Here is a 12,306-nt window from a genome sequence, read left to right on the forward strand (position 1 = left end):
TAAAATAAAAAACGGTTTGCCTTGATATCATGCTTTGCAGGGGCAGTTCTCAAATGTTAATAGCATGTGACTAGTTAGTACTTGTCCTACCGGCAACATGAGCGAAGGCCGACCATTTCGACTCCTGTTGGAAAAGTGACAAGTGCCGAATAAAAACGTAGGGACTTGACGGGCATAACTGAGATAAAGGAATCACGATGAGCTTGCGAATCGATGATGACTTATCGTAGGGCATGACCGGAAGTCACCTAGTTTTTGGCACTCACAACTAGACAGGGATTCGCATGATCTGAAGATCCACTTTTGTCAAGTGCTCTGCTTGGCAAAAGTTAGCTGAAGAGCATGCCCCTCGGCAGACTAACATTGCGACGACAACCGCCACGTCTGCACAAGTACGTCCTATACGTCAAAAAACGAAACGGTCAGCTGCAGCGACTTCCTTGTTTTCCATACCTTCTACGGAGGTTATTTCTTAAATAACTAATAATGGCATTGGATATACTTTCCTTTTAAAAAACGTACAAATACTTGATAGCAAGTGTTGTACGTTTCGTTATACATATTTAGGAAAGGTTATCAATAAATTGTTCGATTTCTTCTTGTGTTTTTCTGTCTTTACTTACAAATCGCCCTAATTCCGTTCCATTATCATATGCTAAGAAGCTCGGGATCCCGAAGATATCATTTGCTGCACAAATCTCAATAAATTGATCTCTGTCTACATAAACAAACAAATATTCATGATATTTATTTTCTATTTCTGGCAAAACAGGTTCAATTACACGGCAATCTGGACACCAATCTGCCGAAAATAAAAAGATAACTTTGTCATTATTTTTTAATTGTTCAAATTCTGTTTCGGACTGTAATGTTCTCATATTAGGATGCTCCCTCTTTATAGTTTATCGATCGAATCATATCCATCATATGAATGGAATTATCCACCAATTTTGATTGATCAGTTATCGTGGTAATTTTGGTTCCGCCAACACCCAGTTGCAATTCATATCCAGATGAATCCTCCACGATATTAATATAACCAAAGCGTTCTTTGTTTTCAAATGAAACTAATCTTTCCGAGTTGTCAGCCGCTTTAGCTACTTCATAATGCAGCTGGCTCGTATCAGATTCTATAGGGTTATGGAATAATAAATACGTTTGATCTCCTTGCTTGACTAACACATTACTGTCTGATTCTTCCACTATTTCAAAATCAGCTGGTACGTATAAAGAAAAATGTTCCAATATGGTGTTTGGGGTATGTGCTTCTTGTTCAAAGTGTACTTGTGCTGCGTCCACAGCTTCTGCTAATATTTCCTCTTCAGACGGAGTAGACATGCTAGTCCACACGACGGCAAAGATAAACAAGAGGATCACAATAAACAGACCAGATTTACTCATCTTATTCTAATACCTCCTCATTATCCATTTCGATCATATTAGCATAACATGTCCATCCGTCTGATTAAAAGCAAGCTACACTTGTAATGATTACCAATCTGCTGTATCTGGCAACAACGGTTTAATGATTACTGCTCCTAATAGTATTTACTGTCGTTTGATCTGTATTCTTCACTAATGTTGTTAATAATTCTTTGGCTGCTGCATAATCATCCACGTGGATAATCGAAGCATGGGTATGAATATAACGAGAACAAATACCAATCACTGCTGACGGTACCCCTTGATTAGAAAGATGTACACTGCCTGCGTCTGTCCCACCCTGTGAAACAAAATATTGGTAAGGTATCTGATTACTTTCAGCGGTATCTAAAACAAATTCACGAATGCCGCGGTGAGTAATCATTGTCCGATCAAAGATACGCAACAGGGCTCCTTTTCCTATGTGACCAAATTCTTTACTGTCTCCAGACATATCATTGGCAGGAGAAGCATCTAGGGCATAGAAAATGTCAGGCTGAATCATATTGGCGGCAACTTTGGCGCCTCGCAAGCCTACTTCTTCTTGAACTGTAGCGCCAGAATATAGTGTATTTGGCACTGCCTCTCCTTGCAGTTCTTTCAATAGTTCAATTGCCAAACCGCATCCATAGCGATTATCCCATGCCTTTGCTAAGATTTTTTGCTTATTTGTCATTGGTGTAAAGCTGGAAACAGGAATAATAGATTGTCCCGGCCGAATCCCCATGTTTAAGGCATCTTCTTTATCATCAGCTCCTACATCAATCAGCATATTCTTCTGCTGCATTGGTTTAGAGCGCTCTGCTTCTGTTAAGTTGTGGGGAGGAATCGAGCCGACGATACCAATTATTTTGTCACTCTCTGTATGTATTTCGACTCTTTGGGACAATAATACTTGTGACCACCATCCGCCTAATGGTTGAAAACGAATCATTCCATTGTCAGTAATCTGTGTTACCATAAATGCGACTTCATCCATATGTCCGGCTACAAGAACTTTAGGGCCTTCACCATGTTTGACGCCAAACACTCCGCCCAGCCGATCTTGCACTATCTCATCGGCATATTTGGATAATTCTTGTTTCATAAATGCTCTGACTTGATGTTCATTACCCGGTGCACCCGGCAATTCAGTGAGAGTTCGAAATAAAGCTAACGTTTCTGCATTCATTGATTCGCCACCCTTTCTTTTTTACAATATATCATGTTAACCGACTCGGTGAAAAGTATCTTAGCTTATTACTTGCCTTTTGACAGTCTTTATCTTTAATATGAGTACAAAGCATGCAAAATATAGAACGGAGTGAGACGATGAAGAAACGACAAACCATTCTAATGATTTTATTAGGTTTCCTGTTTGGTTATCTTATCGGGCAAGCCGAAAAGAAAAAACAACCCTTAAAACCAGAAACTGTCTTAAAATCGGTTAAAAATATGGTATCTCAACATACCGAGGTTAGTGGTTCTTGGATTTATATGCGGTCAGAACCATATACCCATCATGGAATAGACTACCATGTATACCATGGAGGGATTACTAAACACGAAAATGGAAAACATGTTCCTTATGAATTTTATGTAGAAGCATACAGCGGGACACTCTTAGATATCTTTCCCCAACACCAATCATAGAACAGAGGCTGTCGCAAAATATAAATGTTGCATTTTGCGACAGTTTTTTTGTGTGTTAGATAATTCCGTTTGTTTTATAGTCACCTTTCACATACATAAACAAACACCTACACTTTATTATGGTGTAATCAGCTCTCCTTTTATAGCCTTGTCATTATTTTAACTGAATTAAGCGTGCGAAGATCCCCCAGCCAAGCCCTTCGCTTTTCGCAGGACGTACCAGTGCAGGCGAGGCGACAGGACGGCGCGACGTTAGCCTGCCAAAGGAGCAGCCTCGGCTAGCAGAAAAAAAACTGTTGCACAATCAGTTACCTAATTATGCAACAGCCCCTTTTTGGGATTATGGAATAACAGGGAAACGAACTTGACAGCGGTAAATCGGCTGTCCCTTGGAGGAGAATTTTTCTTCATATTCTGTCATGACATTGGTCGGATCGGCTAATTCATGTAAATCTAAACATACCTCTTCTAAGATACAGCCAAATTGAGAAAAGCTTTCCAAAGAATAACCAAACAAGTGTTTATTATCCGTCTTAAAGATTAACTTACCCTCCGGCTTTAGTATCTTCTGATATTGTGCCAAAAAGGATGGGTATGTTAACCTGCGTTTCGCATGACGGTTCTTTGGCCATGGATCCGAAAAGTTTAAATACAGCTGGTCAACCTCATGATCAGCAAAAAGTAAAGATAGGTCCTGTGCGTCTTGATTGAGCAAGGTTACATTATGGAGACCAGTTTGACTCAACCTTTCTACTGCTGATACAATGATGCTTTTTACCACTTCCATACCAACAAAATGAATATCTGGATATTGTTCGGCCATTCCTGCAATAAACTGTCCTTTCCCTGTCCCAATCTCTAGATGTAATGGTTTGTGACTGGTTCGTTCTTCTTTCCACTTGCCTTTATATTGCACTGGATCAACAGGTACAAGCTGTTGATTCTCTTTCAAATAATCGTCTGCCCATGGTTTATGTCTTGCTCGCATAGCTCTTCTCCTTTTTATCTAATTCATTCTATTTCGTTATTCATCACAGTAAGAGGTGGTAATTTTTTCCAATAAACAGAAAGATGGCGGCATTTTTTTAGCCAACGCAGAAATTCTACGCTGGCTAAAAAGTGATACTGCCATGAATACAGAACAATAGCTTATCTATCTGTAACGCTTATTGATCTGACCTAAGAAATGAAATTCTCCACACTTCATAGTTCATCAGGAAAGTTTGTCTCTATAGATGCCATTCTTTAACCTGCCGCATAAGCTGATAAAGCTCCCGTAAATGACTGTCTGCTTCTTTATCATCTCGTTGATTCAGGGCCCATACATAAGCGATAATTTCATCAACAAGCAAATGCCAATGCATGCGCTGCAACAGATAGCGGCTGCTTTCGATACCATAGTGTGCCAGCCATTGATCCCAGTCCTGTTTTGGAATATAGGACTGCAGAATTCTGCCAATGTCCATTGCCGGATCTCCTACCCTAGCATTATCCCAGTCAATTAAAAATAATTCGCCATCATTAGATAACATCCAATTATGATGATTTAAATCACAATGACAAACAACTTGTTTATCATAATAAACATCGAATAAACGATCTTCTAAGTATTTGATAGCTTGATATAATATAAGCGAATTACGTCCTATTTTATTACCCTTTACAAACTGTTTCACTCTGACTAATGTTTGATCCAGCTTGACTGTTGTTTGTTCGATACGCAACAGCATATCTAATAATTCGGAGGATTGATGTATTTTACTCAATAATTTGGCTACTTTTGGGTGCTGAATTTCTTCTATATTCAAAGCTTTGCCGTCCAGCCATTGTTGAGCTGTGACCACATCACCATTTTCAAGGCGCTTCGTCCAAACTAATTTCGGAACGATTCCTTGAGCAGATAATACAGCTAAAAACGGAGACGAGTTTCGCTTTAAAAATAGCTTTTTTTGAGCGGATTGGGCATAAAAAGCCGTGCCAGTCGATCCACCAGCCGGTACAACCATCCAATCTTCACCTAAAATATGTTCCACAGCTGTCACCCTCAATTCCTCTACATAATGTAATATTCTCTCGCTTTGTAAAAAGGGAATAGTAATAATAGATTAACGCAAAAACGGGTATAATTTCAAGCAAAAAATGAAATTCCGACAAAATTTAATATACTTTTTTGTCGGAATCACCAAATATCTGCTTTGTCATCACTGTCCCACTCTGGTCTTCTCACTGATACTGACTGTACATGTCTCAATAAAGCTTCCGTTACTTTTAATTGATTGTGTTTAATTGGTGACAGCAATTGCTGCTTTTGCTGCAGCCATGCTGGAAATTCCTCTTTTCCAATGAAGTCTGTACGATAAGGAACGCGCTGGAACTCAATCGTATTCGCCCGTGACAGAACGACCTTCTTGATTGGCATCTCTAACTCATACTTTTTCAAAATACTTTGGACGATCGTTTCAGTTCGTTTCAAAGCAATAAGTGGACTTAAGGTTCGCGTATGGATATCCTGTTGTGCTACATGCCAATAGCGTTGTTCAGAGGCGATAAGTGTTTGATCAGCAGCCTGTTCCACTGCCATAATAATTTCAATTTCTAAAGGTGTAATCATCACTACTTCCCCATTTACGATGCCGCTCTTTAATTCAAAAATAGGCAAATACATAATAAAATAGGTATCTGGCATCCTCTGCAAAAAGAATCTGAGCAGTGAATCATGATGGTATTCTCGATCCAAAAATGACATTTGATTAATTGTTGTCGATGCCCATCTCAGCTGAAAAGGCAGTAAAGTATCTAAGAAAAATTGTTTGAGCTCCTCTTCCTTCTGGGGAAGTACGGGAAATTCATCCTCGCTCTCCACTTCTTCAACTTCTGAACGACGATGAAATAAAGAACGCCAATTGAAAAAATTCGATTCTTCGGTTTCCTCTTCTGGTTCCGTTTGTTTCATTTTCAGCTGCTGTTCCCATAAGACTTTAAGCCGCTGCCAGTTCTCTTTCTTCAGTCTGGTGAATTGTGCAGGATAATGATATATATCTTGTTGATACCGCGATATATAATTTTCTAATTTAATTAACTGTGCCATTACCTCACCTCATCCCATGTAAATGATTTCCACACCTGATATCTTGGCCGTTTATCTGGATGTATTTCATAGATAGTAATAGTATCGATGGTCACTTGTTTTGTTTCCATGGCGATATTCCAGACGTTTGACGAGCAACGTATGGCAGGATCTGCCCACTTCTTAGCAATGGTTATATGCGGAATAAAGTGCTTCTGCTGTATAGGAATATGACGACCAATTATCGTTTGAACGATTTCATGCAGCGTCTGAAGTGCTTCATTACTCTCCATTTGCATCCAAAGCACTCGCGGCCTTTCCTGTAAGCCAAAATAAGATAAACCGCCTATCTTTAACACAAACGGTTGCTGCTGCATCTTTTCTAATCGATCTGCTATCGTTGTTAATGTTTCTTGTTCGATCGCGCCAAAAAAATGCAAGGTGATATGAAAATCATCTTTCTCCACCCAATGCTTATAAGAAAACCAAGGAATCAGCTGCTTCTGAATCTCGTATAACCAGGCCTTTGTCGCCTTATCCAGGGCAATGGCAATAAAATAATGTTTCATGAATACCACCTTCATGTTTGTAAAGATAATCTAAATTATCTGAATAATTAATAATAAAAAGTAGATTAAATAACCAATTGCGTGTAAAATATAGAGTGTATCATGAATAAACTTTTACAAGGTTTCATTTTAATTGTGTGTTCAAAAAGGCCCGACAAAAAGGACCAAGAAGTTCAAGACAGCGCAGCTTTGAGTAACGGAATGTATGTATTTAATACATGGGTAACGGACTTGCACAGGGTGTGTTTACTTCTGCGTTACCCACACGATGTGGGTGATCTTAGTAGAAGTTCCCCTACTGCCAACCCAGAAATTCAATGTGTCATTTTTAGCGGACTTTTTGAAAAACCTCTTAAAACTTTGAAGGAGTGATTCTTTGAACCAATCAACAACCCGTATGCTTTCTCGTGCGAAAGCAGTCTATTTATTCATTAGAGAGAATGGACCTGTAACCACGAGTCAAATTGCTGAAGAGTTTGGGATAACAGACCGCACTGTTCAAAGAGATTTGCATTTGTTAGCATACAACGGATTAGTAAATAGTCCAAACCGGGGACGTTGGAAAATCACAAAGAAAAAAGTTAAAATTTCCTGATATATTCAACAATTTTGTTGACCAGTATTGTTGTGTAGATTCAAAAAATGAGATAAAGTATGACTTATATGCAGAACAAGAAGTGCCTGGCAGTCTACTTTACGTAAGTAATGATCTTGTACACTCGTTAAAGCAAGCTGCTGAAAAACTTCGCTGCAGCATGTTTATCAGACTTTTTTGAACAGTCACTTTCCATGCTGGTATTTTATTTGCCCTTTAATTGCAATATTTCATCCTTTTTTAACTCACGATACTCCCCCAGCCGTAAATTTGGATCCAGCCTTAACGTTCCCATTACTTCCCGTTTTAAATACAATACGTTATTATTGACAGCTTCAAACATACGCTTTACCTGATGAAACTTCCCTTCTGTCACAATAACTTCTACTACTTTATCATCTAGTTCCCTAAGTGACGCTGGTTTTGTTAGATAACCATCATCTAAGATAACCCCTTGTTGAAAAGCCTTGATATCTTGTGTTGTAATTGGTTTAGCGACATGGGCAATATATGTCTTTTCAATATGTTTCTTTGGAGACAACAAATCATGTGCAAGGAGGCCGTCATTAGTAAGCAATAATAATCCTTCGGTATCTTTATCTAAGCGTCCGACTGGAAAAGGTTCTAATACCTTATCTTGTTCCATAAGAAGATCCAGCACAGTCTCGTGCATAGGATCTTCCGTTGCCGAGATATAACCGGCGGGTTTATGCAGCATGACATAAATAAACGGTTTGTAGCTAATCACCTGTCCAGCAAGCTCTACCTGATCTTGTTCAGGATCAATATGGATATCGGTTTTCTTCACTACTTGCTTATTCACAAAAATCTGCTTTTTTTTGGCTAAGGTTTTTATTTCTTTACGACTGCCACATCCCATATTCGCCAAAAACTTATCCAATCGCATCCAATCTCACTCCTTGCTAACGTCTCATCAATCTATCTAATATGGCTATCCTTTTGCCTGTTATCTTTTCAAAAAGTGTTGAATAATAACCTAGATATAAATAAACAAATCCACCAATACCGACTCCTGCGATCATCATAATAATTGCGTCCACCCTGCTTTGATGAACATCAAGGAATAGACCTAGTACAAATTTCACTACGAGAATGACAATCGACATAATCGTGGTGAATATTGCCATTAGTAATGTTAACTTGAAGAATCTTCGATAGCCAAAATCGATCGTCTTATGAATCTGCCACATATTAAGCAATACGGCAATCAAGGTTGCAATCAAAGTGGCCAAAATAGCTCCAATCGCTTCAAATTGCTGAATAAGAATAGAGTTGACGAGCAGCTTCATTAATACACCTACGGCCAGACTTATTAATGTAAATTTTTGTTTCTCGATACCCTGCAAAATAGAGGCCGTAACAGTAAAAAAGGCAAATGTTAACGCCATTGGGGCATACCAGGCAAAGACTTGACCCGTAATGTCAAGATTGTCAATTCCAAATAAACCGCCATAAATCGCGTCAGCTAAAATAATCAGGCCTAAGACGGATGGTAAAACAAAAAACATAATAATTTGCAGAGATTGATTGATTTGTTTCTTGACTTGTCCCCAATGCTGTTCATTAAACGACTTCGTAATGGCGGGCACTAGTGCCAGTGACAAACCAGTTGCAATCGTTACGGGAATAATGACTAGTTTATGACCCTGTACATTAAAAGCAGAGAAAGCAATCGTAGAAACCTCTGCTTGACCGATCTTTGCCATAGCATGACTAAAGGTAAACTGATCAATTAATTGATATAACGGAATCGCAATACCAACCAGTACAAATGGACCAGAATAACGGAATAACTCTTTCAGTAACTCTTTTGTAGGTATATTTTCTTTTTTTTCTTGCTGCTCAATCGAATGATAAATATATTTCCTGCGTTTGCGCCAATAAACTCCCAGCACAATCCACGAAGCTACCCCACCAATAAAGGCTGCAAAGGTAGCAAAACCTATTGCGGTATAGGCAGAACCATCCATCATATTCATTACAATAAATACGGCAATAAGCAAGAAAGCAATCCGTACGACCTGTTCCACTACCTGCGAGACAGCAGTTGGTCCCATAGATTGATTACCTTGAAAGAAACCTCGCATAATTGCCATACTCGGAATAATGATAAGGGCAAAACTGACCATTTCCATCACATGCTGGACTTCCTCTATAGTTATTCCTTGCGTATCTTGATCTAATGACAGGGACGCCAAGAAACCGGAACCGAAATACATAATGACAAAAGCGATCAACCCTGTAGCCAACATAATCAGTGAGCCAACTCTAAACATGCGCATACTTGTATAGTAATCACCCAACGCATTATACTTCGCAACAAATTTAGAAACCGCTAAAGGGACCCCAACAGTTGAAATGCTCAATAGGATGGTATATGGGATATATGCAAACCCATATAATGTCATTCCTGTCTCACCTACCATATTTGTAAAAGGAATAACATAGATCATCCCAAGAAATTTCGATAAAAAACTAGCACCTGTAAGCAATAATGTTCCTCTAATAAAATTTGAACCTGACATACATTCACCTTTATTCGTTAAAATAATCTGTTCAATAAGTTCAGTAAAAAGGAGCAGCATCGGTTAAATTCGCAACATTCTGTTACAACACCGATACTAGCACATCCTATGTGTTGAAAGTTCGAGACAGCAGCGTTTCGAGAAACAGAGCGTATATTTTCCACGTGAGTACCGAACTTACAAAGTAAATATTGACTTCTATGTTACCCATATGAGACGGGCGATTTTTTTAGAAGTTCCACTACTGTCAATGCAGACAACCGAACCCTCTTTTTTATCAGACTTTTTTTGAACATCCTCTTAAATTAGTGTAACAGATATATTTTAACATAGCTGTCCTGTTTTTGTGAGTAAATTCGACTTAATATTTGTGATTCTATAGGAAGTAGGATAGAATTTGAATACAATCTACCATGACAGGTGAAAGGAATTGGGACATGTTTGATGTAACTATTATTGGCGGCGGCCCTTCAGGATTAATGGCTGCTATTGCTGCTGCGGAGCAAGGGGCCAACACACTATTAATCGATAAAGGAGATAAACTAGGCAGGAAATTAGCCATTTCAGGAGGCGGCCGATGTAATGTCACCAACCGCCTGCCAACAGACGAAGTCATTCGGCATATTCCTGGCAATGGACGTTTTCTTTACAGTGCCTTTTCAACCTTTGATAACTATGACATTATTGATTATTTTGAAGGATTAGGCGTAGCATTAAAAGAAGAAGACCATGGCCGAATGTTTCCTGTTAGTAATAAGGCAAGCGATGTCGTTGATGCCCTATTACAGCAATTAGCCAGGCTTGGGGTTACGATCAGAAAGAACTGCCGCGTGGAAGCGATCGATTATGGCGAACAAATCCATCAGATCATTCTAGAGAATAGAGACAAGATTGCAACAAAGACAGTGATTATTGCAGCCGGCGGTAAAGCAGTCCCCCATACAGGCTCTACTGGTGACGCTTATCCATGGGCTAAGAAGGCAGGACATACGATTACATCGTTATACCCAACTGAAGTCCCCATTACCTCTAATGAGACCTTTATTCAGGATAAGGTGTTACAAGGAACGGCACTAAGAGATGTTGCACTGTCTGTTTACCATAAGGATGGAAAAAAGGTGATCACCCATCGCATGGATATGCTTTTTACTCATTTTGGCATTTCTGGTCCAGCTGTGCTGAGGTGCTCTCAATTTATCGTAAAATTATTGATGACAGGCGAGCAAGATGTGAAAGTATCAATAGACCTCTTACCAGATATAAAAACAAATTCATTATTACAGCAGCTACAAAAAGCGATTCAGGGCCATCCGAAAAAATCTTTTAAAAACGTGATAAAAGGATATGCTCCTGAAAGGGTACTAGACTTTTTACTGACGCAACAACAGATCGATCCTGCATTGAACTGTGCGAATCTATCCAAAGACAAATTAGAAACCTTTACAAATTCGTTAAAACAATTTACTTTTTATGTACATGGCAGCCTTCCTTTAAAGAAGGCCTTTGTGACTGGCGGCGGGGTTTCAATTAAGGAAATTGTACCTAGTACATTACAATCTAAATTGATGCACGGGCTCTATTTTTGTGGTGAGGTGCTAGATATTCACGGCTATACAGGCGGTTATAATATTACGTCTGCCCTGGTGACAGGAAGAGTCGCCGGTATGCATGCGGCTTGGGAGAGTTTTAGTCAGTAAATGGGGAAAACCATAGGATTTCCCTATGGTTATTTATCCCACGTTTTTATTTTTCTATCACGATAAAACAAGTGCTGCCCGGCAAAGCAACGGTACGGCAGACTTCACCTGTAAAACTTGCTAATTTAGGTAGCAGATAATCTGTATAACCTTCTTGCAAGTAATGTTTAAATACTTTGATTTCCGCTTGTTCGCCTAATGCCTGTTCTATTTCCTCAGCATACTCTTCAGGTGTGAAGTAGCCAAATTGTTCCTCTAAAGAAGGTACTTATTCTAAATTTACATTCTTTTCTGCTGTAAACCATAAGTATTCTAACCATTTATCCATTTCCTTGGACTGTACCTCATGGCGGCTAAATTAGCAAGCATATTCTACATCTCCCTTTCTATCTATTTTTTATTATAATAGATAGATTGTTTTTTAGAATGCATTTTTACTTGATATTTTGTCAAAATTGTTTGCTGCTTATTCCATTCATAGTTGATAAACCCTTGACATGAAACTCACAAAAATATACTACAGTATATAGGATTTGGTAACAGCCAATGATCGCTGAACTCTCTGGTCTGTGAAAAACAAAAAACTCTTAGTATGGAAACTAAGAGTTTTTTGTAAGTGCCTGGCAACGTCCTACTCTCGCAGGGGTAAACCCAACTACCATGGGCGCTGAAGAGCTTAACTACTGTGTTCGGCATGGGAACAGGTGTGACCTCTTCGCTATTGCCACCAGGCTTGCATGACGCAAGTCGATCGATGTTGTCACAGGATGTGACCGTC

At 39.1% G+C, this 12,306-nt stretch carries 12 protein-coding genes and 1 rRNA gene; 3 read left to right on the forward strand and 10 right to left on the reverse strand.

What is annotated here, in order from left to right; translation table 11 throughout:
- Positions 1-563: 563 nt before the first annotated feature.
- The 3 genes from JOD18_RS22245 to JOD18_RS22255 all read right to left on the reverse strand — a co-directional run bounded on the left by JOD18_RS22245 (position 564) and on the right by JOD18_RS22255 (position 2,593).
- The gene (locus tag JOD18_RS22245) at positions 564-878 is read right to left on the reverse strand and encodes a thioredoxin family protein (protein WP_204671482.1); all 315 of its coding nucleotides are present in this window, start codon (positions 876-878) and stop codon (positions 564-566) included.
- Position 879: 1 nt separating this feature from the next.
- Entirely contained in the window at positions 880-1,401 is a 522-nt protein-coding gene (locus JOD18_RS22250) for a hypothetical protein (RefSeq protein ID WP_204671483.1), read from the reverse strand.
- A gap of 121 nt (positions 1,402-1,522) precedes the next feature.
- A complete protein-coding gene (locus tag JOD18_RS22255) occupies positions 1,523-2,593 on the reverse strand; it encodes a M42 family metallopeptidase (protein WP_204671484.1) in 1,071 nt (356 codons plus the stop codon).
- A gap of 113 nt (positions 2,594-2,706) precedes the next feature.
- Between JOD18_RS22255 and JOD18_RS22260 the strand changes: the two genes are divergently transcribed.
- Positions 2,707-3,054, forward strand: coding sequence for a peptidase M4 (locus JOD18_RS22260; protein WP_239588304.1), 348 nt, complete (start codon positions 2,707-2,709; stop codon positions 3,052-3,054).
- Between the two features lie 340 nt (positions 3,055-3,394).
- Here the strand turns inward: JOD18_RS22260 and trmB are convergent, their stop codons facing one another.
- The 4 genes from trmB to thpR form a co-directional block, all read right to left on the reverse strand.
- A complete protein-coding gene (gene trmB / locus JOD18_RS22265; protein WP_204671485.1) occupies positions 3,395-4,042 on the reverse strand; it encodes a tRNA (guanosine(46)-N7)-methyltransferase TrmB in 648 nt (215 codons plus the stop codon).
- A 241-nt stretch (positions 4,043-4,283) separates the two neighbouring features.
- Positions 4,284-5,087, reverse strand: a complete 804-nt coding sequence (locus tag JOD18_RS22270) for a phosphotransferase (protein ID WP_204671486.1) — start codon at positions 5,085-5,087, stop codon at positions 4,284-4,286.
- A 146-nt stretch (positions 5,088-5,233) separates the two neighbouring features.
- Entirely contained in the window at positions 5,234-6,142 is a 909-nt protein-coding gene (locus JOD18_RS22275; RefSeq protein ID WP_204671487.1) for an NERD domain-containing protein, read from the reverse strand.
- Positions 6,142-6,690 (reverse strand): RNA 2',3'-cyclic phosphodiesterase, encoded by a 549-nt coding sequence (thpR, locus tag JOD18_RS22280; protein ID WP_204671489.1) that lies wholly within the window; start codon positions 6,688-6,690, stop codon positions 6,142-6,144. Before thpR ends, JOD18_RS22275 begins: the two co-directional genes overlap by 1 nt.
- 376 nt (positions 6,691-7,066) lie before the next feature.
- On the opposite strand from thpR, the gene JOD18_RS22285 reads away from it, so the two are divergent.
- Positions 7,067-7,285, forward strand: coding sequence for an HTH domain-containing protein (locus JOD18_RS22285; RefSeq protein WP_204671491.1), 219 nt, complete (start codon positions 7,067-7,069; stop codon positions 7,283-7,285).
- Positions 7,286-7,490: 205 nt separating this feature from the next.
- On the opposite strand, the gene JOD18_RS22290 is transcribed toward JOD18_RS22285, so the two are convergent.
- Together JOD18_RS22290 and JOD18_RS22295 are read right to left on the reverse strand one after the other, a co-directional pair.
- Positions 7,491-8,192, reverse strand: coding sequence for a pseudouridine synthase (locus tag JOD18_RS22290; RefSeq protein WP_204671493.1), 702 nt, complete (start codon positions 8,190-8,192; stop codon positions 7,491-7,493).
- A gap of 16 nt (positions 8,193-8,208) precedes the next feature.
- On the reverse strand, positions 8,209-9,831 hold the full coding sequence (locus tag JOD18_RS22295; protein WP_204671495.1) for a putative polysaccharide biosynthesis protein: 1,623 nt from the start codon (positions 9,829-9,831) through the stop codon (positions 8,209-8,211).
- 437 nt (positions 9,832-10,268) lie between these two features.
- Between JOD18_RS22295 and JOD18_RS22300 the strand changes: the two genes are divergently transcribed.
- Positions 10,269-11,528 (forward strand): BaiN/RdsA family NAD(P)/FAD-dependent oxidoreductase, encoded by a 1,260-nt coding sequence (locus JOD18_RS22300; RefSeq protein ID WP_204671497.1) that lies wholly within the window; start codon positions 10,269-10,271, stop codon positions 11,526-11,528.
- Positions 11,529-12,146: 618 nt separating this feature from the next.
- Here the strand turns inward: JOD18_RS22300 and rrf are convergent.
- Positions 12,147-12,260, reverse strand: a 5S ribosomal RNA gene (gene rrf, locus JOD18_RS22305).
- Positions 12,261-12,306 lie beyond the last annotated feature (46 nt).

Source organism: Gracilibacillus alcaliphilus, assembly GCF_016909015.1.
Taxonomy (GTDB): domain Bacteria; phylum Bacillota; class Bacilli; order Bacillales; family Amphibacillaceae; genus Gracilibacillus; species Gracilibacillus alcaliphilus.

What these genes read in the sequence shown, in the direction of transcription:
- JOD18_RS22245 (WP_204671482.1), bottom strand. Translation starts at nt 878, where the DNA reads ATGAGAACATTACAGTCCGAAACAGAATTTGAACAATTAAAAAATAAT.
- JOD18_RS22250 (WP_204671483.1), bottom strand. Translation starts at nt 1,401, where the DNA reads ATGAGTAAATCTGGTCTGTTTATTGTGATCCTCTTGTTTATCTTTGCC.
- JOD18_RS22255 (WP_204671484.1), bottom strand. Translation starts at nt 2,593, where the DNA reads ATGAATGCAGAAACGTTAGCTTTATTTCGAACTCTCACTGAATTGCCG.
- JOD18_RS22260 (WP_239588304.1), top strand. Translation starts at nt 2,707, where the DNA reads ATGCAAAATATAGAACGGAGTGAGACGATGAAGAAACGACAAACCATT.
- trmB (WP_204671485.1), bottom strand. Translation starts at nt 4,042, where the DNA reads ATGCGAGCAAGACATAAACCATGGGCAGACGATTATTTGAAAGAGAAT.
- JOD18_RS22275 (WP_204671487.1), bottom strand. Translation starts at nt 6,142, where the DNA reads ATGGCACAGTTAATTAAATTAGAAAATTATATATCGCGGTATCAACAA.
- thpR (WP_204671489.1), bottom strand. Translation starts at nt 6,690, where the DNA reads ATGAAACATTATTTTATTGCCATTGCCCTGGATAAGGCGACAAAGGCC.
- JOD18_RS22290 (WP_204671493.1), bottom strand. Translation starts at nt 8,192, where the DNA reads ATGCGATTGGATAAGTTTTTGGCGAATATGGGATGTGGCAGTCGTAAA.
- JOD18_RS22295 (WP_204671495.1), bottom strand. Translation starts at nt 9,831, where the DNA reads ATGTCAGGTTCAAATTTTATTAGAGGAACATTATTGCTTACAGGTGCT.
- JOD18_RS22300 (WP_204671497.1), top strand. Translation starts at nt 10,269, where the DNA reads ATGTTTGATGTAACTATTATTGGCGGCGGCCCTTCAGGATTAATGGCT.